The organism is Streptomyces sp. NPDC059917, assembly GCF_042730635.1.
Classification (GTDB): Bacteria; Actinomycetota; Actinomycetes; order Streptomycetales; family Streptomycetaceae; genus Streptomyces.
This window is the reverse complement of the sequence record NZ_JBHWLC010000047.1, coordinates 43042-68049: the sequence shown is the minus strand read 5'-3', so window position 1 is coordinate 68049 and position 25008 is coordinate 43042. Positions and strand designations below refer to the sequence as shown.

The window sequence follows — 25008 nt, the reverse complement described above, 5'->3', positions numbered from 1 at the left end:
CGCCACCGGTCACCGGTGGCGGGGCCCCTCCCTCATGCGGTGCGCGTGCGGCCTCAGGCCGGGCCCAGCGCCTCCCGGAAGAAGTCCAGCTCCAGCGCCATCACCTTCTCCCGGACGCCCCCCGTGGCCATGTGCGTCACCCCCGGCAGGGCCAGCAGCCGGTGCGGGCGCCCCGCATCGGTCAGCGCCCGCGAGAGCCGCAGCGTGTGCGAGGGGTGCACGTTGTCGTCGGCCAGCCCGTGGACCAGCAGCAGGGGCCGGGTCAGTGCGGGGGCGTCACCGATCAGGCTGTCCCGCTCGTAGACCTCCGGCTCCTCCTGGGGCAGGCCCAGGTAGCGCTCGGTGTACGCCGTGTCGTAGTGCCGGAAGTCGGTCGGCGCGGCCCCCGCGGCCGCCGCGTGGAAGACGTCGGGGCGCCGCAGCACGCCCATCGCGGCCAGGTAGCCGCCGTAGGACCAGCCGCGCACGCCGACCCGGCCCATGTCGAGGTCCGGGTGGCGCTCGCCCAGCGCGCGCAGCGCCGCCACCTGGTCCTCCATCGTCACCCGCGAGAAGCCGCGGTACATGGCGTGGGTGTAGGCGGGCGAGACGTGCGGGGTGCCCCGGTTGTCGACGGTCACCACGGCGAAGCCCTGGTCGGCCCACCACTGCCGGGCCTGCCAGCGCCGCGGCTCCGCGCACACGTCCTGGAAGCCCGGGCCGCCGTAGGTGTCCAGCAGCACCGGCAGCCGTCGGCCCGGGACGTGCCCCCGCGGCAGCACCAGCGCCGTCGGGATCCCGAGCTCGGTGACCCGCTCGAAGCGCGGCTCGACCCGGTAGGGCAGCGGTTCGGCGAGGTCGGTGACGGCGAGTTCGCGCCCGTCCGCCGTGCGCAGGGTCCGCCGGAACCCGTCGGCGTCGGCCGAGGTCACCAGCAGCGCCCCGGCGGACGCGAGGGCGGTGTGCACCCCGGGCCCGTCGGCGAGCGCGGTCGGCTCACCGGTGCCCGTGTCGAGCAGCAGTACCTGCTGCTCGGCGGGGTCGCGCAGACCGGCCTCGACGAGCAGGCGCCCCTCGTGTTCGCCGAGCACGGCCCGCACCTGCACGTCGTCCCCGGTGAGGAGGACGCCGTCCAGGGCCAGGGCGCGCGCGGCCCCGCCCGGGGTGTCGGCCGAGGTCAGCATCCGCCCGTCGGACAGCCGGGCGGGGGTGCCGGGCAGCGGGTCCACCCACTGGGGGTGCGTGGTGCGCGACAGTTCGGCGGTGCGCCCGGTGAGCGGGTCGGCGGTGAGCAGCACCACCGTGCGCTGGAGCCGGTCCCGGACGGTCAGCAGGATCTCCGTCGGCGACTCCCACCCGGCGTCCGAGACGTAGGGGAACGCGGTCGCGTCCCAGTCGAGCCGGACCCCGGGTCCGCCGTCCGCGCCGAACACCTGGAGCCGGACGTCGGCGTTGGGGCCGCCGGCCTCCGGGTAGGCGAAGTCCTCGGCCGCCCGCTCCGGGTGTTCGGGATCGGCGAACCAGCGGCGCTGGAGGGCGTCCTCGACGACCCGGGCGGCCAGCAGCGCGGTCCCGTCGGGGGACCACCAGTGCCCGCGCGCCCGGTCCAGCTCCTCGGCCGCGGCGAACTCGGCGACGCCCCACCGGGCTCCGTCGTCGGGGCTGACCCGCCCGCCCGGGGTGACGTACAGGGCGTCGTCGCTCACATAGGCGGTGCGCGAGCCGTCGGCGTTCGGGCGCGGGTCGAAGGCGGCCCCGACGGTCGGGATCTCCTCGGGCGCCGCGTCCTTGTCGGCGGTCACGGAGTACAGCCGCCCGTAGAGGGCGAAGACCGCCCGGCGGCCGTCGCCAGCGAGGGCGTACGAGCCGATCCCGGCGGCGATCAGCCGGATCCGTTCGCGCAACCGCCGCTCGGTGCGCGGGAGTTCGCCGGGGCCGTCCGGCAGGAGAGCGCGCGCGTCGGCGAGCCGGGTCTCGACGCCCGTGGCGGTGTCGAGCACCCAGAGGTCGTCGTAGGGGTCGGTGGGACCGGCGGACCGCAGGAACCAGAGCAGCCGGCCGCCGTCGCCGAAGGAGAACGCGCGGGGAGCGCCGTGGCCGAACCGCGCGGTGTCCGCGGAGAGACGGAGGAAGTCGTCCATGGGATTCATGTTCAAAGTGTGACATGTGAAATAGCACATACCCTAGCCCGTTCGAGTGGTGACCCCCGGAGCGCGGGCTTAGCGTCGAACAGTGGACCCGAACACATCGCCGAGCACCAGCGGGACCGAAGGCAAGGTCCGAGGGGGCGGCAACGGCGGGCTCGCACTGCTCGTCATCGCCTCCTGCCAACTCATGGTCGTTCTCGACATCACCATCGTGAACATCGCGCTGCCGCACATCCAGACCGCCCTCAAGTTCTCCACGGAGAGCCTCTCCTGGGTCGTCAGCGCCTACACCCTCACCTTCGGCGGACTCCTGCTGCTGGGCGGCCGCACGGGCGACATCCTCGGCCGTCGGCGCGTCTTCGTCTTCGGCGTGCTGCTCTTCGGCCTGGCCTCGCTGCTCGGTGGCTTCTCCCAGAACGCGGGCCAGTTGCTGGCGGCCCGCGCGCTCCAGGGCGTCGGCGGCGCCATCGCGTCCCCCACCGCGCTCGCCCTCATCACCACCACCTTCCGCGAGGGCCCCGAACGCAACCGCGCCTTCGGCGTGTTCGCCGGTGTCTCCGCGGGCGGCGGCGCCATCGGCCTGCTGGCCGGCGGCGCGCTCGTCGAATGGCTCAACTGGCGCTGGGTGCTCTTCGTGAACGTCCCCATCGCCCTGCTGATCGCGCTGGTGGCCCCGAAGGTGATCCGCGAATCCGAACGCCACCCGGGACACTTCGACTTCCTCGGCGCCCTGACCTCCACGCTGGGCATGGTCGCCCTGGTCTACGGCTTCATCCGGGCCTCGCAGGAGGGCTGGAGCGACCCCTACACCCTGGGGTCCTTCGCCGCGGCCGTCGTCCTGCTGACCTGCTTCATCCTGGTCGAGCGGCGCTCGCCCCAGCCGATCACCCCGCTGCACATGTTCGCCGACCGCAACCGCGCCGGCACCTACGGCATCATGCTCTTCCTCGCCTGCGCCATCTTCGGGATGTTCTTCTTCCTGACCCTCTTCGTCCAGAACGTGCTCGGGTTCAGCCCGATCCGCGCGGGCCTCGCCTTCCTCCCGGTCAGCGCCGTGATCGCGGTCGGCGCGGGCGTCACCTCCCAGCTCCTGCCGAAGTTCGGACCCAAACCCTTCATGGTGGCGGGCGCCCTGTTCGCGGCCGCCGGACTGGGCTGGCTCACCTTCACCGACGTGCACTCCACCTACCTGGGCAGCATCCTCGGGCCGATGCTCCTCTTCAGCCTCGGCATGGGCATGCAGTTCGTCTCCCTGACGCTGATGGCCCTCTCCAACGTCCCCGACCGCGAGTCGGGCGCCGCGTCCGGACTGCTCAACGCCATGCAGCAGGTGGGCGGTTCGCTGGGCCTGTCCATCCTGGTGACCCTCTACGGGACGGCCAGCCGCAACGAGGCCGCCAAGCAGGTGCCGGCCTTCCTCGCCAACTCCACCCCGGAGCAGAAGCTCGCCTTCCGGCGCACCGGCCAACTGCCCGGCCCGTACGGCGCCCAGGTGCTGACCTCCGGAGTGACGGCGGCGTTCGTCGTCGCCGCCCTCTTCACCCTGGTCGCGGCCATCATCGCGCTGGTGGCCATCCAGGTCCGGCCCTCCGACCTCGAACGCCTCAAGGGCACGCACGCCCCGGCGGCCGTCTGAGCCGCACCGGGCACGAACACCACGGTGGGGTCGGGCGGATGAATCCGCCCGACCCCACCGTCCCCCGTGGGTCGCTCCACCATGGCAGGGGACGCGTCCGGGGTATTGGACAAAAACGCTATGGCGCGAAGCGGCCGTCCGCGCGCACCGCCCGCACCGCTCCCGTGCGCTGCGGTCACCGCTGCGGCGCGCGCACCAGGGCACTGGTCACCTGTCCCGGCAGACGGTCCACCGGGCGGGCGCCGTTGCCCCGGTGGACCAGGAACTCCCCGGGCGCGAAGCCGGTCATCCGGCGGAAGTCCCGGTGCAGGTGCGCCTGGTCGTAGAAGCCGCACGCCGACGCCGTCGCCCCGGCTCCGGAACCGGCGGCCAGCATCCGCAGGGCCCGCTGCAGGCGCAGGACCCGCGCGGCCGTCTTGGGGGACAGCCCGATCTGCTCCTTGAACCGCTGCTCCAGATGGCGCGGGCTCCAGCCGGTGCCGTGCGCGAGATCGGCCACCGGCACCAGGCCGCCGCTCGCCGTCAGCCGCCCCCAGGCCCAGACCGTCTGCGGGGCGGCCGCCGGACCCGCGGCCAGCCGCTCCAGCAACAGGGCGTCGAGCAGGGCGAAGCGCCGCGGCCAGTCCGGCGCCCCGGCCAGGTGCGCCTCCAGTACCTGCGCCCGCGGACCCAGCAGCTCGCCCAGCGGGACCATCCGGTCGCGCAGCTCGTACATCGGGACGCCGAAGAGGGTGAAGGCCGCCCACGGGGCGAGGTGCACCTCGACGCCGTGCATGCGGCCGTCGTGCTCGCCGACCGCGGCATCGGTGCGCAGCCCGTTGACCAGGGAGGTGTAGGCGGTCGTCGGCGCCTCCCCGGCCCGGGACACCCGCACCGGGGCGTCGAAGTTGACCACCATCGTCACCAGGCCGTTCGGCACCTCCACGCGGCGCTGCGGCCGGTCCATGGACACGTGGTAGCCGCGGTAGCCCAGCACCCCCCGGCCGAGCCGGGCGTCCGGCGCCCCGCTCGTCAGCCGCCACGTCCCGAACTCGGTGATGCCCCACGCCTGTTCCACCGCGAGCGCCCCCACGTCCTCGGCCGGCCCTGCGTCCGCTCCGTAGGTTACGGCGCCGGGCGCAGCGGGCGGATCCGGCAGCGGGCCGGACCGGTCGCCCGCAGGGTGATCCCGGCCGCGACCGGCACCTCGGTGTCCACGGCCTCGAACGCGTAGGACCGCAGGGTCATCGCCAGCGCGATCACCGACTCCAGCATCGAGAAGTGCTGCCCGATGCACGCGCGCGGACCGCCGCCGAAGGGGAACCAGGCGTAACGCGCACGCGCCGCCTCCGCCTGGGGGGTGAAGCGGTCCGGATCGAAGCGCTCCGGGTCCGGCCAGTGCTCCGGGTGCCGGTGGGTCACCCACGGAGCCAGGATCACCGTGGCCCCCGCCGGGATGACGTGCCCGTCGATCTCGGCCTCGGCGACCGCCTGGCGCCCGATGACCGGAGCCGCCGGGAAGAGCCGCATGGCCTCCTTGAGCACCTGCGTGAGGTACGGCAGCCGCTCCAGGTCCGCGGCCTGCGGCGGACGGTCGCCCAGCACCCGGGAGACCTCCTCGCGCGCCCGGTCCTGCAACTCGGGGTTCTTGGCCAGCAGGTGCAGGGCGAAGGTCAGCGAGGTGGCCGTGGTCTCGTGCCCGGCCAGCAGGAAGATCAGCACCTGTTCGCGCAGCTCGTCCGCGTCGAAGGAGGCGTCGTCCGCGCTCTGGGCCGCCGCCAGCAGGGTCAGCAGGTCCTCGCCCTTGCGGGCCCCCGCGCCCGCGTCCGCGCCGGGCTCCGCGCCCGCGTCCGCACCGCGCCGCTCGGCGATGATCCGGTCGCACACCCCGTACAGCTCGTCCAGCGCGGCGGCCGCCCGCCGGTTGGCCGGGGTCGGCCAGGACCGCGGGAGGTTGGCGGGCGAGTACCCGCGCCGGAGCACGTACTCCGTGATGACCGGAAAACACCGGTCCACGACGTCGACCGTGGCCTCGACATCGGTCCCGAAGAGGATCCTGGCCACCGCGCGCAGGGCGAGGTGCGTCATCTCGACGGAGACGTCGACCACCGAGTCGACGGCCTCCTGCCAGCTCTCCAGGGTCTGCGCGGTCTCGGCGGCCACCGCGGCCGCGTACCCGTCCACCCGGCGCTTGGTGAACAGCGGCTGCACGAGCCGCCGTTGGCGCAGGTAGTCCTCGTCCTGGCTGGTCAGCAGACCGTTGCCGAAGGAGTCGCGGATCTCCTGGTAGAAGGGGTTGTCCTTGCGGTAGTTGGCGGCCTCCGAGGCCAGCACCCGCTGCGCGCCCTCGGGCGAGAAGACGCAGTGCAGCTCCGCCCGCAGCCCGGGCGGCCCGGCGCTGATCCGCACCACGTCACCGTGGCGGTGCTGGGCCCGCAGGTAGGTGCCGAGCGAGTCCGACGTGAGGTCGAGCAGGGAGCCGAGCAGTGGCAACCCCGCCAACTGCGGGGCCGCCGCCCGCTCCGTCCCGTTCGACACCACTGAGTCCACTGACATGGCCGCCCCCTCGCAACACGTACCGACGGGCCGATTCTGCCCGGCCCCCGCCGTGCGCGGCGGGGGCCGGGTGCGCGTACGACCGGATCAGGCCAGCGCGCGGGGTCCTACGTGTCGCAGGCCGTGCCGTCGCCGTCCCGGTCGAGCGCGCTGCGGTAGCCGGGCTCACCGCGGCGGATGGGCGCCGCACCGGCGGCCTTGGCCTCGGCGGGGCACGGCGTCCCGGGCGCCACGAGGCGGCGCGGCCCCCTTTCCGGAGCGGCCGGACGTGCCCCGCCTACAATGAGCGAATGATCTTCATTGTGGTGAAATTCGCAGTCAAGCCCGAGCACGTCGACCAGTGGCCCGACGCGGTCGCGGAGTTCACCCGCGCCACCCGCGCCGAGCCGGGCAACCTCTGGTTCGAGTGGTCCCGCAGCCTGGAGGAGCCGGACACCTACGTCCTGGTCGAGGCGTTCCAGGACGACGCGGCCGAGGCCCACGTCACCTCGGAGCACTTCCGGGCCGCACTGGAGACCATGCGCCCCCTGGTGACCCGTACGCCCTCCATCGTCAGCACGACGATCGAGGGCGCCACCGGCTGGAGCCGCATGGGCGAGCTCCAGGTCGACTGAGGATCCGGCGCCGCGCGGGCTCAGTAGCCCCAGCGCTGGCCCACGCTGCTGTCGTGACGGCAGTAGATCGCGCGACCGGCCGCGTCCCGGCCGTCGCTGCCGACGTCGGCCTTGCGGCAGATCTGGCCGGCCTTGTAGCAGTTGCCGGCGTTCGACCGGGGATAGCAGTCGGTGGTCGCCCTGGTGGGCTCGGGGTCCGGAGCGGGCGCCTGGGTGCGGGTGCGCGTGGGCGCCGGAGGGGCGGGGGCCGGTGCCTTGGCGGTGGGCGGGGCCGAGCTGGGCACGACGCTGGGCGTGGCGGAGGGGGTCGGGGTGGGGCTGGAGCTGGGGGTGGGGCTGACGCTCGGGCTCGACGTCGCGGTGGGGCCACCGCTCGCACCGGCCGTGACGCTGCTGCTCGGGGTGCCGCTGTTCAAGGTGCCCGTGGAGGCCGCCGGATCGCAGGCGGCGAGCGTCAGGACGGCGGCTATCACGGTGAGGGTGCCTATGCAGCGCTTCTTCGCGGCCGTCATCCGGCCGCCGAGCGGTGTGGTCAAGGAGAACTCCAGGATGGTGTGCAGGCAGGTGCGGCAGACCGGAGGCTCACGCAAATGGTTGAAGCCTCACACTCTGCGTGCACATGCTAGGACGAGCGACCGCCCCCGGGGGCCGATCTCCACGATCCGGTCCGATGCCTGACGCCCCGTCGGCATCCGGCGCGCCTGCCACCGCGCAACCCGCCGCCTGACGCCTCGTTGGACGGTGCATGACGCGCGCGGGCAGGAACGGATACGGGTACGGGAGCGGACGGTTGTTCGCGGCGATGGCGGCCACCGCCGCACTGGTCGCAGGGCTCGCGGCGGCCCCGGCGGGGGCGGCCGCGGCGGTGGCGGTGGCGGGCCCGGTGCTCGACCGGGACTTCGCCGACCCCGACGTCGTGAAGGTCGGCCGCACCTATCACGCCTATGCGACGAACGCCGACGGCAAGTACCTCCAGCACGCCACCTCGCCGGACCTCGCGCACTGGACGATGGTCGCCGCCGACCCCCTGCCCGCACCCGGGCGCTGGGCGGTGCCCGACCGCTCGCTCGTCTGGGCGCCCGAGGTCTTCGACAACGGCCACGGCTTCACCCTCCACTACACCGCCAGGGACCGGGCGAGCGGCCGCCAGTGCATCGGGGCCGCGCTCTCCGCTTCCCCGGACGGTCCGTTCGTACCGGCGGGGGACGGCCCGCTGGTCTGCCCGGCCGAGCTGGGCGGAGCCATCGACGCGTCGAGCCACACGGAGCACGGCCGTCGCTACCTGCTGTGGAAGAACGACGGCAACTGCTGCGGGACGGACACCTGGATCCACCTCCAGCCCGTGTCCGCGGACGGCACCCGCACCACGGGCGGGGCCGTCCGGTTGATCCGGCAGGACCGCGCGTGGGAGGGCGAGCTCGTCGAGGCGCCCACCCTCGTCAAGCGGGGCGGCCGGTACGTGCTCTTCTACTCGGCGGACTCCTACGACGGCCCCCGGTACAAGACCGGTTACGCGGTGGCGGACCGGCTGAGCGGCCCGTACACGAAGGCGGACGCCCCGCTCATGACCACCGAGTCCTTCGGCGGCGCGGTGCGCGGCCCCGGCGGTCAGGACGTGGTGACGGGCCCCGACGGGCGGGACCGGATCCTCTTCCACGGCTGGAGCCCGGACGGCACGCGGCGGCGCGTCCTGTACGCCGCCCGCCTCGACTTCCCGGGCGGCCGCCCGGTGGTCCGGGACGACGCGGTGACGACTCGACGGGGATGACGGGGATGACGGGGGTGACGGGGGTGAAGGGTACGGCGGGGCCGGTCGCTCAGCCCCAGCGCTGAGCGGCCGAGCGGTCGCAGGACCCGGTGAGCAGCCCGGCGGGCCCGTCCCCCAGGCACCGTCCCGTGCTGCGGTTCCTGACCTCGACCGAGGCGTCGGACCAGTGGGTGATCGACCACTGCTGCGCGGGTGATCCGCTACAGGACAGCGCGCGGGCGCCGCCGCCCGCGCCGTCACCGCCGCCGTCCAGGCAGGCGCCGGTGGCGTGGTTCTTCAGTTCGCTGGCGCCGTCGGGGCGGGTGTGCACGGTCCACCGCTGGTAGCTCATGCCGTTGGGCGCGAACGAGCGCATCCCCTTGTCGAGGCTGTGGTCCAGGCAACTGCCGGTCGCGCGGTTGACGAAGATCCGGATCTGGTCGTCCGGCCCCTGCGGCGTGCCCGCGTCCTTCCCGCCCGGGTCCTTCGCGTCGGCGCCCGGCGCCGCCACCGCACCCGTCGGCCCGGCCGTCGCGCGCCGCCCGGCCGCGGGGTCCTCCCGTACGGCGACCAGGGTGAGGACCGCGCCGAGCAGCAGGCCCGCCATCGCCCCGGCTCCCGCCGCCCACCAGCGGTTCGCGAACCGGGCCATGACCGCCCCGTGCGTCCGGCGCCCCCGGGAGCCGCCCCCGGGCGCGGCGTCCGCGGGAGCGGCCTTGACCTGACACCGGTCGGCCGCCTCCCACAACTCCTTGTAGGGCGCGGGGTCCGCGCCCAGCGCCCGGCACAGATCGCGCACCGTGGCCCAGGGCGGAACCGTCGTGCCGCGCAGGTACCGGGACAGGGACGAGTCGCTGATCATCACCTCGGACTCCAGATCGCGCAGCGTCTTTCCCGACCGCTGCTGGAGTTCCTTGAGGGCGCTGCCCAACTGCTGCCCCGGGGTGGGCCGTGCTCCGCCGACGCCCGTCATGTCCGCCCCTCCTGGCCCGCGCCTCGAATGCTGCTTCCGGCGGGCCGAGTTCGTCCCGGGATGGTCCTGTCCCAGCAGGTCAGCACCTTAGGGATCCCGACATCCGTGAAGCAACCGGGACATCCTTGCGACGCCGCGACGCACCCCCGCAGACTCCTCGGCATCCGGTTCCGCAACCCCGGCCACGTGACGGTGCCTTCGCCGCACCCCTGACGTGCCGCCCGGTGGGGACGTGCGATTTCCCGTGCTTCCCCCTCTTCCCGGAACGCGGACCGGCGTGATTCCCCACGAGAAGTCGGAGACCCGAGATGTCCCAGAACACCACCCGCCGCTGGAGCACCGCGGCGTTGACCGCGGCCGTGTGCGTCGGTTCCTTCGTCCTGGCGTCGCCCTCGGCCCCCGCGGCGCAACTCCCGGACCGGACGGCCGTCATCGCCGCCGCGGACACCGCCGCGCCGGGCCTCGGGGCGGCGCCCCGGATCACCCGGGCGCAGGTCCTGGCCCGGGCCAAGACCTGGCTGACCGCCAACAACGGCCGCCCCGTGCCGTACAGCCAGACCAAGTACTGGAAGGACGGGTACCGGCAGGACTGCTCCGGTTACGTCTCGATGGCCCTCGGTCTGTCCAAGCCCGGCCCCAACACGGTGTCCCTCAAGAACGACGGCCACACCCGCCGGATCGCCATGAAGGATCTCGCCCCCGGCGACCTGGTCATCAAGGCCAACAGCAACAGCGCCGACAACCGGCACGTCGTCATCTTCGACGGCTGGGCCAACGGCGCCCACACCGTCTACAAGTCCTACGAGCAGGCGGGCGGCGGCGCCGGTACGCGCTGGAAGCAGCACTCCTACGGCGTGAACGGCCGTGACGGCTACCACGCCTACCGCCCCGTCAACATCACGGGCTGACCCCGCCCACCCCACGACCAAGGATCCCCATGAGCATCAACAGCACCAGCGGCATCAGCGGCACCGGCGGTAGGACGGCCCGGGCGAGCGTCCTGCCCACCCTCGTCCTCGTCCTCGCCCTCGGCACGGCCCTCGTTCCCGCGTCGACCGCCCTCGCGGAGCCCGCGGGCGCCCTCGATTCGGTCCAGAGCTTCCGCAACGCGGCGACCTCGGCCTGCCTGGACGACAGCGACGCGGGCGTGCGCACCTACACCTGCCTGGGCAACGACCACCAGAAGTGGAACGTGCACCAGTGGAAGGACGGCACCCGTGAACTGAGGAACGTCAAGACGGGCTTCTGCCTGGCGGACAACCCGCGCGGCACCGCGACGCACCTGCCCTGCGACAAGCACAAGGACGAGAGCTGGATCGTCCACCGCTACGCCGACGGCGCGGTCGAGTTCCGCAACCAGGCCACCGGCCTGTGCCTGGACGACAGCTTCGAGGCGGGCCTGCGCACCTTCCCGTGCGGCAGCCACGAGCAGAAGAGCGCCTACCAGACCTGGCGCTGAGCCCGGCCGGAAACGGCATCCGCGGGTGGGGCGCCCCACCCGCGGATCCGTCCGGGTCCTCAGGTTCCTCGCAGGAGGTCGAGCAGGGCGCGGGAGACGCTCAGTCCCAAGCGCCGGTCGTAGCCGTCGTAGCCCGGCATCGGGTTGGCCTCCAGGACCGTGTAGCCGTCGTCCTCGTCCACCATGAAGTCGAATCCGATGAAGGCCAGACCACTGGCGGCCTGGTACGCGCGGCAGTGCTCGACGACGTCGTCCGGTGCCCGCGCCGGTGCGAAGGTCTTGGCGCCCGGACAGTACTGGTAGTTGACGCCCTCGCAGTCGATCCGCTCGGAGAAGTGCTCCCGGCCGACCAGGTGCGTACGCACGTCCGCGCCCCTGACCCGTTCCTGGAACAGCACGGGACTGCGGGGCAGCAGCCCCAACTCGTCGAGCTGTACGGGGCCGCAGGCCGAGGCGACCGTCTTCTCGCCGCTGGCGCCCTTGAAGACGGCGTCGGGAACGGCCCGAAGGAAGGCGCGCGCCTCGTCCGCGTCATTGGTGAGCAGCGACCTCGGCACGGTGAAACCGCACCGGCTGAGCAGAGCCAGGTGGTACGCCTTCGTCCAGTTGCTCAGGTCGGTCCCGGGGCGGTTGACGACCGGGGCGTCGACCGTCGCGAGGATCTCGGTGAGCGCCCGCAGCCGCGCGGCCGCGGCCGCGCGCTCCCCGCTCGCGAAGCGGTCGACGACGTCGACCGGGCGCACGTAGATCCCGGTGATGTCGGCATCGGGCAGGTCCACCGTCAGCGTGCCGGTGCTCAGTCGCCCGCAGCGCCCCTGGACGTCCCACCAGTAGCCGCCCGCGCGCAGGAAGAGCACGAGGTCGAAGAAGAGGTGGGGCACGTCCAGGTGTCGTGCGCTGCGGACCGTGTGCACGATGGTGCGGTCGTGGGGCGACCCGATGATGAGGACGGTCACGGCACGCCGTCCGCCAGCTCGACGCGGAGCTCCTCGTGCACCGCGTCCGCCACGTCCCGGTACCAGGAGTACGGGGGAGCGGACACGACGCGGCTCACGGAGATCCGGTGTTCGTCGTCGGCGACCAGGGCGACGGCGAAGAAGCGGACGCCGCGTTGCCGCAGGGCGTCCGCGACCTCGCGCACGAGCGTGCGGTAGGACTCCGCGGCGACGTCGATCCCGGGTTCGTTGAGGACGGTGAAGGACCTGCGGCCCGCGCACAGCTCGATGACGTACTCGCTGGACGGCGCGAAGAGCGCCCGCAGGTGCCCGGAATCGGTGCCGGCGGCGGTGCCGGTGTCCCCGGAGCCGAGGAGGGCGGGCTCCCGTACGACCCGCCGCTCGTGGGTCAGCAACTCCTCGACGTGGAGCTCGGGCGACGCGCACAGGGCCCACCGATCGAGCAGCCGCCGGGTGTCGCTCGTCCAGTACTCGGGCAGCAGGAGCGAGCGGTCGAGACACCGGCGCAGCTCCCGGTCGTCGTGCCACGCCCGCGGGCCGGGCCGGTTGACGACCCTGGGGAGCAGGGCGCACAGGGCCCAGAGCGCGGCGCGGTACTCGTCGGCCGCGAAACGGGCGTCGGCGCCGCTCGGGCCGTCCTCACCTGGAGGTGCGAGCGCCCAGGGACTCCGTACGAACACCCCGACCTCGTCGCCGTGCAGTGTGCCGTGCCCGGGGACCGTCAGTTCGGCCCGCGTCCGGCCGGCGGCGTCGACGTGCAGGGCGAAGGCCAGCCGTCCGAGGTCGGAGCAGACCGCGTGCCGTACGGCGTGACGCGTCAGGTAGCCGTCGAAGGCCGCCACGGCGGGATCGTCCGCCCCGGCCCCCAGGAGGAGGATCACGTCGTCGGCGGGCTAGATGATCGGACGGATGAAGTCCGCCACGGGCGACAGCTCCCCGTAATTGACCTGGGACTGGACGTCGCAGGCCTCCTTCCCCGTGTCGGACGTCTCCTTGCCGGTCCCTTCGGACTGTTCCTTGCCGGTGCAGTCCGTCGACTTGTCGATCAGGAAGCGTCGTTCCACGCCGTCCTGCTTGTCCTCGACCCGCTCTCCGCGTGCCACGGCGGCGCGGATGGCCTCCTCGATGCCCACCGGCTCGACCTCGTGCGTCGTGGCCAGGTCCGGACGCAGTTCGGGATGGATGAAGATCATCGGCGTGGACATCAATCCGCCCCTTTCTCCGATGCGATCAGGTCCCCGATCCGCACCCCGTCGATGATGAGGCCCCTGAGGTCGCAGTTCTCGATGACGACGTCGCGCATCGAGCACCCGACGAGACGGCTGCCGTCCATGACGATGCCGGCGAAGGTCGCGCGTTGCGCTCTGCCGTACAGGAACTGGGAGTCGTCCATGATCGATTGTGTGAACAGCGAACCGAGGAAGGCACTCTCGTGCCAGGTGCTCTGCCGCACGTCCGCGTTGCTCACGTACATGTTCGGCGTCAGCCGTGGTGCTCCGCCGTAGACCTCTTTCTCGGGCGCCATGTCGCCCTCCTCCCACGGACATTCCTCCTCCCATCGTCTCCCCCGCCGTGGGCGGGCGCCAGCCGGAACGGGCCGGGCACACGACGGGGCCCCCTCGCTCCGCGCGGAGCGAGGGGGCCCCGTCGGAGCCGTTGACCCTTCACCGATCACCGTCAGATGTCGCGGAAGATCTCGATCTGGGCGCCGACCGAGTTCAGGCGCTCGGCGAGCTCCTCGTAGCCGCGGTTGATGACGTAGACGTTGCGCAGCACCGAGGTGCCCTCCGCCGCCATCATCGCGAGCAGGACGACCACCGCGGGGCGCAGGGCCGGCGGGCACATCATCTCGGCCGCGCGCCAGCGGGTGGGGCCCTCGACCAGGACGCGGTGCGGGTCCAGGAGCTGGAGGCGGCCGCCGAGGCGGTTGAGGTCGGTCAGGTAGATGGCCCGGTTGTCGTACACCCAGTCGTGGATCAGGGTCTGGCCCTGCGCCACGGCGGCGATGGCCGCGAAGAAGGGGACGTTGTCGATGTTCAGCCCGGGGAAGGGCATCGGGTGGATCTTGTCGATCGGCGCCTCCAGCTTGGAGGGGCGGACCGTCAAATCGACCAGGCGGGTACGGCCGTTGTCGGCGGAGTACTCCGCCGAGCGGTCGTGGTCGAGGCCCATCTCCTCCAGGACCGCGAGCTCGATCTCCATGAACTCGATCGGGACCCGGCGGATCGTCAGCTCCGACTCCGTGACGACGGCGGCGGCGAGCAGGCTCATCGCCTCGACCGGGTCCTCGGAGGGGGAGTAGTCGACGTCGACGTCGATGTTCGGCACGCCGTGCACGGTCAGGGTGGTGGTGCCGATGCCCTCGACCTTGACGCCCAGCGCCTCCAGGAAGAAGCACAGGTCCTGGACCATGTAGTTGGACGAGGCGTTGCGGATGACGGTGACACCGTCGTGCCGGGCGGCCGCGAGCAGCGCGTTCTCGGTGACCGTGTCCCCGCGCTCGGTCAGCACGATCGGGCGGCCGGGGGAGACACCGGCCTCGACCTCGGCGTGGTAGATGCCCTCGGTCGCGGTGATGTCCAGGCCGAAGCGGCGCAGGGCGATCATGTGCGGCTCGATGGTGCGGGTGCCGAGGTCGCAGCCGCCGGCGTAGGGCAGCTTGAAGTGGTCCATCCGGTGCAGCAGGGGTCCCAGGAACATGATGATGCTCCGGGTCCGGCGGGCCGCGTCGGCGTCCATCGCGTCCATGTCGAGCTTGGCCGGCGGGATCAGTTCGAGGTCGACGCCGTCGTTGATCCAGCGGGTGCGCACGCCGATGGAGTTCAGTACCTCCAGAAGGCGGTACACCTCCTCGATGCGGGCGACGCGGCGCAGGACCGTACGGCCCTTGTTGAGCAGCGAGCCGCAGAGCAGTGCGACGCAGGCGTTCTTGCTGGTCTTGACGTCGATGGCACCGGAGAGGCGGCGGCCGCCGACGACCCGCAGGTGCATCGGTCCGGAGTAACCCAGCGACACGATCTCGCTGTCGAGCGCTTCACCGATTCGGGCGATCATCTCAAGGCTGATGTTTTGGTTGCCGCGCTCGATGCGGTTCACCGCGCTCTGGCTGGTGCCGAGCGCATCGGCGAGCTGACTCTGTGTCCAGCCACGGTGCTGCCGGGCGTCACGGATGAGCTTGCCGATGCGTACGAGGTAGTCGTCTGCCATGGGGGCACCGTATCTCAGATATGAGATGTGGTTCGCGTTGGGCGTGGCAGACGGGTGTCACCCACCGTCAGGCATGCCGCCCGGCCCCGCATCCGGGCCGCCCGCATGGTGGGTGACGAGGCGTCCGAGGAGCCGGACGAGCTGCTCGCGCTCATTGGGGGACAAAGGGGACAGAAGCTCCTCCTGTGCGGCGTCGAGCAGTTGCTCCAGGCGGCGGGAGTGGTGGCGGCCCCGGGGTGTGAGGGTGATGACGTTGCGGCGCCGGTCGGCGGGGTCGGGGGTGCGCTCGACCAGGCCCCGGCCCGCGAGTTCGTTGATGACGGCGACCAGGTCACTGCGGTGGATTCCGGTGCGGGCGCTGAGTTCCGCCTGGCTGACGGGGCCGGACTCCTCGAGGGCGACGAGGGCCGCGTAATGCCATTTGTGGGCATCTGCCCCGCTGAGTCCCGTGATGACCAGTCGTTGGGCGTGCGTGGCGGCCTGGCTCAGCAGTCGGCTGGGGAGTTCGCGCAAGCGGGCCGGGACGGTCTCGTCCTCTTCTGTGCTCATGGCGGTCAGCCTATCCCTTGCGTTGGTGGGACTAACGATATAACTTCGTTGGCGTGACTAACGTTAGTCACGCCAACGATTATGGAGGGGGCGGTCATGCCCACCGTCGACGTGCTCGATTCGGCCATGTACTACGAGGAGCTCCACCCGGAAGAGGCGGCGACCTTCGTCTTCCTGCACGGCAACCCGACCTCCTCGCACCTCTGGAGGGGGGTACTGCCGCGCATCGCGGGTCCGGCCCGGATCCTGGCCCCGGACCTGATCGGCATGGGTCGGTCCGGAAAGCCGGGCGGGGCGTACCGGTTCGAGGACCACGCCCGTTACCTGGACGCCTGGTTCGAGGCCCTGGGTCTCGGCGAGGTGGTCCTGGTCGGCCAGGACTGGGGCGGGGCGCTGGCCTTCGACTGGGCCGCGCGGCATCCGGGGCGGGTGCGGGGCGTCGCCTTCATGGAGACCATCCTGCGGCCGATGACCTGGGAGGAGTTCCCGCCCGCGGCGCGGGGCCGGTTCGAGGCGCTGCGGACGCCGGGGACGGGGGAGGAGATGGTCCTGGACCGGAACGTCTTCATCGAGGACGGCCTGCGCCGGACCGTACTGCGTCCGATGGGCGAGGCGGACCGCGCGGTGTACGCGGCGCCCTATCCCGACCGGGGGAGCCGCCTGCCGATGCTCCAGTGGGCGCGGTCGATGCCGGTGGGCGGCGGGCCGGCCGAGGTGGTCGCCCGGATCGAGGCGTACGGGGAGTGGCTGGCCGCCAGTGCGGACGTGCCGAAGCTGCTGCTGACCTTCGAGGGGTCGCCGACGCTGATGGTGGGGGAGGCGCTGGTGGCCTGGTGTGAGGGGAACGTCGCGGCCCTGGAACGGGAGCACTGCGGGTCGGCCGGGCACCTGGCCCCGGAGGACCGCCCGGCGGAGATCGCGGCGGCGGTCTCGGCGTGGTGCGGGCGGCACGGGCTGGGGGCGTAGCCCCTCCCCGGGGCCGGGCGGTTCGCCTCAAGCGCCGGCGGGGCTGGGGTGGGTGCCCTGGTCCGGGGTCGGTGGAGGCAGGGCGGTGGAGCCGGGCACCGCGGGAGGGTCTCCTCGGCGCGTAGCCCCTCCCCGGGGTCGGGTGGTTCGCCTCAAGCGCCGGCGGGGCTGGGGTGGGTGCCCTGGTCCGGGGTCGGTGGAGGCAGGGCGGTGGAGCCGGGCACCGCGGGAGGGTCTCCTCGGCTCGCGGCCTCGGCGCGTCGGAGTCTGCCCCCAGCGGTGACCGCTCGTCCTTGCGGGGACCCTCCCACGCCACCCGACTCCACCACCCTGCGGCCGCCCCCCACACGGCCACCGGTGGTACGAACGGCCCCGGGCGTGCAGATCGTCACCCCGGCCGAGGACCGGCACCCCCGAGCCGGGCCCTGGGTGGGCCGGTGGTCACCCTGGCCGAGGACCTGCGCCCCCGAGTCGAACCCTGGGTGGGGTGGTGGTCACCCTGGCCGGGGAGCGGCGCCCCGAGCCGAACCCCGGTCGGGCGGTGGATCACCCCGACCCGGAATGCGCCCCGTGGCGCCCGGCGGTTGGGCAGGGGGTGGCCCTGGCCCGGAATGTGGTCCGGGCTGGGCATTGGCACGGCGGTGGCTCGTGCCCGGTTTGCGGCTCCTCGGTGGGTTGCGGGTGGGGCGGTGACGCGCGGGAGTGTCCCCGCAAGGACGAGCGGTCACCGCCGGGCGCACACTCCGACACCCCGAGGCCGCGAGCCGAGGAGACGCTCGCGCGGGGCACCGACCCGCCCGGAACCCGCCCGCCCCGGGCCGCGGGACCACCCCCAGCCCCGCCGGCGTTTGAGGCGCACCCCCGCCCCGGCCCACGCCCCGGGGCACCGACCCGCCCGGAACCCGCCCGCCCCGGGCCGCGGGACCATCCCCAGCCCCGCCGGCGTTTGAGGCGCACCCCCGCCCCCGCCCCACGGCTCGGACGTCCCCGCTGATACAACCCCCGGATGACGTACCGATTCATCGCCCGAGCCGCTCGCACCGAGATCGACCCCGACGGCTACTTCACCGAAGCCGCCCTCGCGGAGGGCGAGGACGGAAGCGGCTTCGTCCTGATGTTCATGGCGGGGGAGGAGGACCCCGATGACCAGGAGGTCGCCCTGGGGATGGACACGCACTGCCTGGTCACGGCCGGACAGGGCACCGCGTACGGCTGCGTGCGCGAAGCCGTACTGACCGGCAACGTCCTGCGCGTCTCACTCGACCCCGAGGCACTGGAGGACCTGCGGCTGACCGACAGCGAGATCGAGGCCGTCATCGAAGCGCCGGCCGCGGACGTCGCCCTGTTCCGCGAGGTCCTCGCCCGGGTGCTCGACTACGGGCGTGCGGACGCCGTACCCACCCGCACGGGCATCTGACCGGCAGGTCGGCGTGCGCGGCGCGAGCCCCCCGCCCCACCCCGCAACGTGACGTACTTCCCTCGGGTCGCGCGGGCGTGCTTCGCCCCGGCGGCCGCACATGTACTAGAGTTATCTCGACATCGAGATAACTGCCCAAGGCGCGCCGCAGCCCCCGCGAAGGTAAGGGTTACCTAACTTAGCCTCACCTTAGCGGATTGGCCACAGTGCCACGCGGCAGGATGCGGTAGAACGCGCGAATTCATGCATGAAGGAGACTGTCGTGTCGGCGAACAGCTTCGACGCCCGCAGCACGCTGCAGGTGGGCGACGAGTCGTACGAAATCTTCAAGCTGGACAAGGTGGAGGGCTCCGCCCGCCTGCCTTACAGCCTGAAGGTGCTGCTGGAGAACCTGCTCCGTACCGAGGACGGCGCGAACATCACCGCCGCCCACATCCGGGCGCTCGGCAACTGGGACTCGCAGGCCCAGCCGAGTGAGGAGATCCAGTTCACGCCGGCCCGCGTGATCATGCAGGACTTCACCGGTGTGCCGTGCGTCGTGGACCTCGCCACCATGCGCGAGGCCGTGAAGGCCCTCGGCGGCGACGCCTCCAAGGTCAACCCGCTCTCGCCCGCCGAGATGGTCATCGACCACTCGGTCATCGCGGACAAGTTCGGCACGAAGGACGCCTTCGCGCAGAACGTCGAGCTGGAGTACGGCCGCAACAAGGAGCGCTACCAGTTCCTGCGCTGGGGCCAGACCGCCTTCGACGACTTCAAGGTCGTCCCCCCGGGCACCGGCATCGTCCACCAGGTCAACATCGAGCACCTGGCCCGCACGGTCATGGTCCGAAACGGCCAGGCGTACCCCGACACCCTCGTCGGCACCGACTCGCACACCACCATGGTCAACGGCCTCGGCGTGCTCGGCTGGGGCGTCGGCGGCATCGAGGCCGAGGCCGCGATGCTCGGCCAGCCGGTCTCCATGCTGATCCCGCGCGTCGTCGGCTTCAAGCTGACCGGCGAGCTGCCGGCCGGCACCACCGCCACCGACCTCGTGCTGACCATCACCGAGATGCTGCGCAAGCACGGTGTCGTCGGCAAGTTCGTCGAGTTCTACGGCCAGGGCGTCGCCGCCACCTCGCTCGCGAACCGCGCCACCATCGGCAACATGTCGCCGGAGTTCGGTTCCACCGCCGCGATCTTCCCGATCGACGACGAGACCCTGAAGTACCTGCGCCTGACCGGCCGCGACGCCCAGCAGGTCGCGCTCGTCGAGGCGTACGCCAAGGAGCAGGGTCTGTGGCTGGACCCGGCCGCCGAGCCCGACTTCTCCGAGAAGCTGGAGCTCGACCTCTCCACGGTCGTCCCCTCCATCGCCGGCCCGAAGCGCCCGCAGGACCGCATCGTCCTCGCCAACGCCTCGCAGCAGTTCGCGCAGGACGTGCGCAACTACGTCAGCGACGACGAAGAGGCGGGCAAGGAGTCCTTCCCGGCCTCCGACTCCCCGGCCGCGACCAACGGCGTACCGACCAAGCCCACGCTGGTCACCCTCGCCGACGGCACCTCCTTCGAGATCGACCACGGCGCCGTGACCGTCGCCGCGATCACCTCGTGCACCAACACCTCGAACCCCTACGTCATGGTCGCCGCGGCGCTCGTGGCGAAGAAGGCGGCCGAGAAGGGCCTGACCCGCAAGCCGTGGGTCAAGACCACGCTCGCCCCGGGCTCGAAGGTCGTCACCGACTACTTCGACAAGGCCGGCCTGACCCCGTACCTGGACAAGCTGGGCTTCAACCTGGTCGGTTACGGCTGCACCACCTGCATCGGCAACTCCGGTCCGCTGGACGAGGAGATCTCGAAGGCGATCAACGAGGCCGATCTCGCGGTCACCTCGGTGCTCTCGGGCAACCGCAACTTCGAGGGTCGCATCAACCCCGACGTCAAGATGAACTACCTGGCCTCGCCGCCGCTGGTCGTCGCGTACGCCATCGCGGGCTCGATGAAGGTGGACATCACCAAGGACGCCCTCGGTGTGGACCTCGACGGCAAGCCGGTCTTCCTCGCGGACATCTGGCCCTCGGAGGCCGAGGTCAACGACGTTGTCGCCAGCGCCATCGGCGAGGACATGTTCAGCAAGTCCTACCAGGACGTCTTCGCGGGCGACGCGCAGTGGCAGGCGCTGGAGATCCCGACGGGCAACACCTTCGAGTGGGACCCGCAGTCCACCTACGTCCGCAAGCCCCCGTACTTCGACGGCATGACGATGGAGACCACCCCGGTCTCCGACATCACCGGCGGCCGCGTGCTGGCGAAGCTGGGCGACTCGGTCACCACCGACCACATCTCCCCGGCCGGTGCGATCAAGGCCGACACCCCGGCCGGCAAGTACCTCACCGAGCACGGCGTCGAGCGCCGCGACTTCAACTCGTACGGTTCCCGCCGCGGCAACCACGAGGTCATGATCCGCGGTACGTTCGCCAACATCCGCCTGCGCAACCAGATCGCGGAGGGCACCGAGGGCGGCTTCACCCGCGACTTCACGGTCGAGGGCGCCCCCGTCGCGTTCATCTACGACGCTTCGCAGAACTACCAGGCCGCCGGCATCCCGCTGGTCATCCTGGCGGGCAAGGAGTACGGCTCGGGCTCGTCCCGAGACTGGGCCGCCAAGGGCACCGCGCTGCTCGGCGTCAAGGCCGTCATCGCCGAGTCCTACGAGCGCATCCACCGCTCCAACCTGATCGGCATGGGCGTCCTGCCGCTGCAGTACCCGGAGGGCGTCACGGCGGCCTCCCTCGGCCTCACCGGCGAGGAGACCTTCTCCTTCACCGGCGTCGAGGAACTGAACAACGGCACCACCCCGCGCACGGTCAAGGTCACCACCGACACCGGTGTCGAGTTCGACGCGGTCGTCCGCATCGACACCCCGGGCGAGGCCGACTACTACCGCAACGGCGGCATCATGCAGTACGTGCTGCGGAACCTCATCCGCAACTAAGCACATCGGCACCAAAGGGCCGTATCCCCGTTAAGGGGGTACGGCCCTTTTCGTCGTTCCGGACCACCTCCGGCGGGCGGGCCAGGTGACGGTGAGGTCTCAACTCGGAAAAGCCGAAGGTCTATGCTGTGCATGATCTTGCTCACACGAGCGGAAGTGGACTATACCTGTGCCCGTCCGGACTACCGCGGCTCCCGCGGCGCCGGACCGGGGGACGGGCGGGGACCTGCGGTGTTGTCCGCATGCACGGCAGCTGCCGTGACTTCCGGCCTCCTTCACACTTCTGACGAAGGCGAGGACATGAGCATGGGTTCCATCTCCGCCCAGGGCGAGCACAACAACGGTGAGGGCCTCGGCCGCCGCGACCTGATCCGGCGGTCGGCGGCACTGGGTCTGATCGCCGTGCCGACGATGAGCTTCCTGTCCGCCTGCGCCTCCGGTGGCAGCGACAAGCCTTCGGACAGCACGTCCAAGGCGCCCACGTCGAAGGACAACCCCTTCGGTGTGGCCAAGGGCAGCAAGATGGACATCGTCGTCTTCAAGGGCGGCTTCGGCGACGACTACGCGAAGGCATGGGAAGCGGCCTTCGACAAGAAGTGGGGCACCACCAGCACCCACCTCGGCACCCAGGAGATCACCGCCAAGCTCCAGCCGCGCTTCAACGGCGGCAACCCGCCGGACGTCGTCGACGACTCGGGCGCCCAGCAGATCAAGATCGACGTCCTGGCCAAGGGCGGTCAGCTCGCCGAGCTGACCCAGGTGCTCGACGCGCCCTCGCTCGACGACCCGACCAAGAAGGTCCGGGACATGCTGATCCCCGGCACCGTCGAACAGGGCACCCAGGAGGGCAAGTTCGTCGCCCTGTACTACGTCTACACGGTCTTCGGCCTCTGGTACTCGGGCAAGCTCTTCAAGGAGAAGGGCTGGGCCGAGCCCAAGACGTGGGACGAGTTCCTCGACGTCTGCGCCAAGGCCAAGGCGGCCGGCATCGGCGGCCTCGCCCACCAGGGCAAGTTCCCGTACTACATCAACGTCGTCATCATGGACCTCATCGCCAAGAAGGGCGGCCTCGAGGCCGTCAAGGCGATCGACAACCTCGCGCCGAACGCCTTCGCGGACAACCCGGCCGCCCTCGCCGCCGTCGAGGCCGTCTACGAGGTCGTCGAGAAGGACCTGCTGATGCCGGGCACCAACGGTCTGACCCACACGGAGTCGCAGACCGCCTGGAACCAGTACAAGGCCGCCTTCATCCCCTCCGGCTCGTGGCTGGAGAACGAGCAGCTCAAGCAGACCCCGGAGGACTTCGACATGAAGTTCCTGCCGGTGCCGGTCCTGGCCGACAGCAAGATGCCCTTCGAGGCCATCCGCGCCGGTGCGGGCGAGCCCTTCATCGTCCCGGAGAAGGCCGGCAACAAGGCCGGTGGCCTGGAGTTCCTGCGCTCGATGCTCTCGCGCGAGTGGTCGACCCTCTTCGCCCAGCAGGCCAACTCCCTGACCGTGGTCAAGGACGGCGTCGACCCCAACGTCAAGCTGCGCCCCGGCACCCAGTCCGCGGTGACCTCCCTCAAGGCGGCCGGCGCCAACACCTTCGCCTACCTGTACCCGGACTGGTACAGCCAGATGGACAACGACATCCAGGCCGCGTCCAATGAGCTGATGGCCAAGCGAATTCAGCCGAAGGAATGGATCAAGCGGGCCCAGGCTGCGGTAGACAAGGCGGCCAAGGACCCCAACGCCAAGAACAACCACCGCAGCTGACGCCATCGCCCCCGGCCGGTCCTCCGGCCGGGGGGCACCACCCAGCGGTAGCTGGGGGAACCATCAGGGACGGACACCATGAGTCACGTAGCCCGGGGCAAGGGGCAGGTCGGCTTCATCGCCGGATTCCTGCTCCTGCCGCTCGCGCTGTATCTGACCTTTGTCATCTGGCCGTACATCCAGACGTTCGGATATTCCTTCACCAACTGGTCGGGCCAGTCACCGACGTTCGACTTCGTCGGACTCGACAACTATTCGACCCTGATGAAGGACGAGGTCTTCCGGGGCGCGCTGTGGCACAACCTGCTGCTCCTGGTGTTCGTCCCGGTCATCACCATCCTGCTGTCCCTCTTCTTCGCCTTCATGGTGAACGTGGGCGGGCGCAGCGGCGCCGGTGGTGTCCGGGGCGTCCGGGGCTCGGCCTTCTACAAGATCGTCTACTTCTTCCCGCAGGTCCTCTCCCTCGCGATCCTCGCCGTGCTCTTCGGCGCGGTGTACCGCAGTGACGAGGGCGGCCTGCTCAACGGCCTGCTGACCAAGGTCGGCCTGATCGACCGGCTGCACCCCATCGAGTGGCTCAACGAGCCCAACCTGGTGCTCTGGTGCATGCTCGGCGTGGTCGTCTGGCACGGGGTCGGCTTCTACCTGGTGCTCTTCTCGGCCGCGATGCAGTCCGTGCCCAAGGACATCTACGAGGCCGCGCTGCTCGACGGCGCGGGGCGCGCCCAGACCTTCATCAAGGTCACGCTGCCCCTGCTGTGGGACTCCGTACAGACCTCGGCGGTGTACCTCGGCATCGCCGCGATGGACATGTTCGTCCTCGTCTCGACGATGACTTCGGGCCAATTCGGCGGCGGCCCCGACCACCACAGCGAGGTCATGGCCACGGTCCTGATGCGCAACTTCCTGTACTTCGGCAAGAGCGGCTACGCCTGCGCCATGGGAGTCGTCATGCTGGTCCTCACCATGATCCTGTCCCTCATCACGCTGCGCGCCACCCGCCGCGAGCGCATCGAGTTCTGAGCGGGAGACACCCATGACCACAGTGATCAAGGCACCCGAAGAGCCGGCCGAGGAGCCCGCCGCCGAGCCGGCCGCCCCCCGGCCGCCGGTCAGGAGCGACGCCCCCCGCGGCTCCGAGGGCGCGGTGCTCAACGTCTTCTCGCACGGCTTCCTCGCCGTGTGGGCCGTACTGATCGTGCTGCCCCTGATCTGGCTGGCGCTCGGTTCCTTCAAGACCGACAGCGAGATCGGCGGCTCGGCCCTGAGCTGGCCCACCAACTGGCACTTCGACGCCTTCTCCCGGGCCTGGGACAAGGGCATCGGCGACTACTTCGGCAACACCGTCATCGTGATGGTGTTCTCGGTCCCGCTGACGATGCTGCTGGGCTCGATGGCGGCGTACGTGTTGGCCCGCTACCCCTTCCGGGGCAACCGGATCATCTACTACTTCTTCGTCAGCGGGGCGATGTTCCCGGTGTTCCTGGCGCTCGTACCGCTGTTCTTCATGGTCAAGCGGCTCGACATGCTCAACAGCTACCAGGGCCTGATCCTGGTGTACGTCGCCTACTCGATGCCCTTCACCGTCTTCTTCATGCACTCGTTCTTCCGCACGCTGCCCACGGCGGTGCACGAGGCGGCGGTGATCGACGGGGCCTCCGACACCCGGATCTTCTTCCAGGTGATGCTGCCGATGGCCAAGCCGGGGCTGATCTCCGTCGGGATATTCAATGTCCTGGGCCAGTGGAACCAGTACATCCTGCCGGCCGTGCTGATGCAGCCGCAGTCCGGATCGGACCCCGAGCGCTACATGCTCACCCAGGGCCTGATCCAGCTCCAGTACCAGATGGGCTACGAGACGGACCTGCCGGTGCTGTTCGCCGGCGTGACCATCGCGATGATCCCGATGCTGGTGGTGTACCTGTCCTTCCAGCGCCAGATCCAGGCCGGTCTGACCTCGGCCACCTTGAAGTAGCGGCGCGGGGGGGGGGGGGGGGCGGCGCCCCCCCCCCCCCCCCCCCCCCCCCCCCCCCCCCCGGGGGGCCCCCCCCCCCCCCCCCCCCCCCCCCCCCCCCCCCCCCCCCGGCC

23 protein-coding genes are annotated in these 25008 nt (G+C 71.4%); 11 read left to right on the top strand and 12 right to left on the bottom strand.

Going from position 1 to position 25008, the window contains the following annotated elements; translation table 11 throughout:
* Positions 1-53 precede the first annotated feature (53 nt).
* Entirely contained in the window at positions 54-2129 is a 2076-nt protein-coding gene (locus ACFWAR_RS25360) for a prolyl oligopeptidase family serine peptidase (RefSeq protein WP_385781281.1), read from the bottom strand.
* 82 nt (positions 2130-2211) lie between these two features.
* Here ACFWAR_RS25360 and ACFWAR_RS25355 point away from each other — a divergent pair, with 82 nt between their 5' ends.
* Positions 2212-3762 (top strand): MFS transporter, encoded by a 1551-nt coding sequence (locus tag ACFWAR_RS25355; RefSeq protein ID WP_385781278.1) that lies wholly within the window; start codon positions 2212-2214, stop codon positions 3760-3762.
* A 175-nt stretch (positions 3763-3937) separates the two neighbouring features.
* Here ACFWAR_RS25355 and ACFWAR_RS25350 read toward each other — a convergent pair whose 3' ends face one another.
* The 3 genes from ACFWAR_RS25350 to ACFWAR_RS25340 form a co-directional block, all read right to left on the bottom strand.
* Positions 3938-4834 carry a helix-turn-helix domain-containing protein gene (locus tag ACFWAR_RS25350; RefSeq protein WP_385781275.1) on the bottom strand — a complete coding sequence of 299 codons (897 nt, stop codon included), beginning with the start codon at positions 4832-4834 and terminating at the stop codon, positions 3938-3940.
* A 32-nt stretch (positions 4835-4866) separates the two neighbouring features.
* On the bottom strand, positions 4867-6297 hold the full coding sequence (locus tag ACFWAR_RS25345) for a cytochrome P450 (protein WP_385781273.1): 1431 nt from the start codon (positions 6295-6297) through the stop codon (positions 4867-4869).
* 107 nt (positions 6298-6404) lie between these two features.
* Positions 6405-6530: an excalibur calcium-binding domain-containing protein gene (locus tag ACFWAR_RS25340; RefSeq protein ID WP_385781271.1), complete on the bottom strand. Its 126-nt coding sequence runs from the start codon at positions 6528-6530 to the stop codon at positions 6405-6407.
* A 57-nt stretch (positions 6531-6587) separates the two neighbouring features.
* Between ACFWAR_RS25340 and ACFWAR_RS25335 the strand changes: the two genes are divergently transcribed.
* Complete coding sequence (locus ACFWAR_RS25335; protein ID WP_385781269.1) at positions 6588-6911, top strand: putative quinol monooxygenase; 324 nt, start codon at positions 6588-6590, stop codon at positions 6909-6911.
* 20 nt (positions 6912-6931) lie between these two features.
* Here ACFWAR_RS25335 and ACFWAR_RS25330 read toward each other — a convergent pair whose 3' ends face one another.
* Entirely contained in the window at positions 6932-7501 is a 570-nt protein-coding gene (locus tag ACFWAR_RS25330) for a hypothetical protein (RefSeq protein ID WP_385781266.1), read from the bottom strand.
* A 155-nt stretch (positions 7502-7656) separates the two neighbouring features.
* Between ACFWAR_RS25330 and ACFWAR_RS25325 the strand changes: the two genes are divergently transcribed.
* Positions 7657-8679: a glycoside hydrolase family 43 protein gene (locus ACFWAR_RS25325; RefSeq protein WP_385781264.1), complete on the top strand. Its 1023-nt coding sequence runs from the start codon at positions 7657-7659 to the stop codon at positions 8677-8679.
* Positions 8680-8728: 49 nt separating this feature from the next.
* Here ACFWAR_RS25325 and ACFWAR_RS25320 read toward each other — a convergent pair whose 3' ends face one another.
* On the bottom strand, positions 8729-9631 hold the full coding sequence (locus ACFWAR_RS25320; protein WP_385781261.1) for a helix-turn-helix domain-containing protein: 903 nt from the start codon (positions 9629-9631) through the stop codon (positions 8729-8731).
* A gap of 308 nt (positions 9632-9939) precedes the next feature.
* Between ACFWAR_RS25320 and ACFWAR_RS25315 the strand changes: the two genes are divergently transcribed.
* Positions 9940-10539, top strand: a complete 600-nt coding sequence (locus ACFWAR_RS25315; RefSeq protein WP_385781258.1) for a hypothetical protein — start codon at positions 9940-9942, stop codon at positions 10537-10539.
* 29 nt (positions 10540-10568) lie between these two features.
* On the top strand, positions 10569-11090 hold the full coding sequence (locus tag ACFWAR_RS25310) for an RICIN domain-containing protein (RefSeq protein WP_385781256.1): 522 nt from the start codon (positions 10569-10571) through the stop codon (positions 11088-11090).
* A gap of 59 nt (positions 11091-11149) precedes the next feature.
* Here ACFWAR_RS25310 and ACFWAR_RS25305 read toward each other — a convergent pair whose 3' ends face one another.
* The 6 genes from ACFWAR_RS25305 to ACFWAR_RS25280 form a co-directional block, all read right to left on the bottom strand.
* On the bottom strand, positions 11150-12046 hold the full coding sequence (locus ACFWAR_RS25305) for a RimK family alpha-L-glutamate ligase (protein WP_385781253.1): 897 nt from the start codon (positions 12044-12046) through the stop codon (positions 11150-11152).
* Positions 12043-12927 (bottom strand): hypothetical protein, encoded by an 885-nt coding sequence (locus ACFWAR_RS25300; RefSeq protein ID WP_385781250.1) that lies wholly within the window; start codon positions 12925-12927, stop codon positions 12043-12045. Before ACFWAR_RS25300 ends, ACFWAR_RS25305 begins: the two co-directional genes overlap by 4 nt.
* A 12-nt stretch (positions 12928-12939) precedes the next feature.
* The gene (locus tag ACFWAR_RS25295; protein ID WP_385781247.1) at positions 12940-13251 is read right to left on the bottom strand and encodes a hypothetical protein; all 312 of its coding nucleotides are present in this window, start codon (positions 13249-13251) and stop codon (positions 12940-12942) included.
* A complete protein-coding gene (locus tag ACFWAR_RS25290; RefSeq protein ID WP_385781244.1) occupies positions 13251-13571 on the bottom strand; it encodes a pentapeptide repeat-containing protein in 321 nt (106 codons plus the stop codon). Before ACFWAR_RS25290 ends, ACFWAR_RS25295 begins: the two co-directional genes overlap by 1 nt.
* Before the next feature lie 152 nt (positions 13572-13723).
* Positions 13724-15253 carry a helix-turn-helix domain-containing protein gene (locus ACFWAR_RS25285; RefSeq protein ID WP_385781241.1) on the bottom strand — a complete coding sequence of 510 codons (1530 nt, stop codon included), beginning with the start codon at positions 15251-15253 and terminating at the stop codon, positions 13724-13726.
* A gap of 57 nt (positions 15254-15310) precedes the next feature.
* Positions 15311-15802, bottom strand: coding sequence for a MarR family winged helix-turn-helix transcriptional regulator (locus ACFWAR_RS25280; RefSeq protein ID WP_385781239.1), 492 nt, complete (start codon positions 15800-15802; stop codon positions 15311-15313).
* 96 nt (positions 15803-15898) lie between these two features.
* Between ACFWAR_RS25280 and ACFWAR_RS25275 the strand changes: the two genes are divergently transcribed.
* From ACFWAR_RS25275 to ACFWAR_RS25250, 6 genes are all read left to right on the top strand, one after another.
* Positions 15899-16768, top strand: coding sequence for a haloalkane dehalogenase (locus ACFWAR_RS25275; RefSeq protein WP_385781236.1), 870 nt, complete (start codon positions 15899-15901; stop codon positions 16766-16768).
* Positions 16769-17774: 1006 nt separating this feature from the next.
* The gene (locus ACFWAR_RS25270) at positions 17775-18185 is read left to right on the top strand and encodes an Imm10 family immunity protein (RefSeq protein ID WP_385781233.1); all 411 of its coding nucleotides are present in this window, start codon (positions 17775-17777) and stop codon (positions 18183-18185) included.
* 247 nt (positions 18186-18432) lie between these two features.
* The gene (gene acnA / locus ACFWAR_RS25265) at positions 18433-21162 is read left to right on the top strand and encodes an aconitate hydratase AcnA (RefSeq protein WP_385781230.1); all 2730 of its coding nucleotides are present in this window, start codon (positions 18433-18435) and stop codon (positions 21160-21162) included.
* A 306-nt stretch (positions 21163-21468) separates the two neighbouring features.
* Positions 21469-22920, top strand: coding sequence for an N-acetylglucosamine/diacetylchitobiose ABC transporter substrate-binding protein (gene ngcE / locus ACFWAR_RS25260; protein WP_385781285.1), 1452 nt, complete (start codon positions 21469-21471; stop codon positions 22918-22920).
* A gap of 78 nt (positions 22921-22998) precedes the next feature.
* Positions 22999-23943, top strand: coding sequence for a carbohydrate ABC transporter permease (locus ACFWAR_RS25255; RefSeq protein WP_385781227.1), 945 nt, complete (start codon positions 22999-23001; stop codon positions 23941-23943).
* A gap of 13 nt (positions 23944-23956) precedes the next feature.
* Positions 23957-24895: a carbohydrate ABC transporter permease gene (locus ACFWAR_RS25250; protein WP_385781225.1), complete on the top strand. Its 939-nt coding sequence runs from the start codon at positions 23957-23959 to the stop codon at positions 24893-24895.
* Positions 24896-25008: the final 113 nt, after the last annotated feature.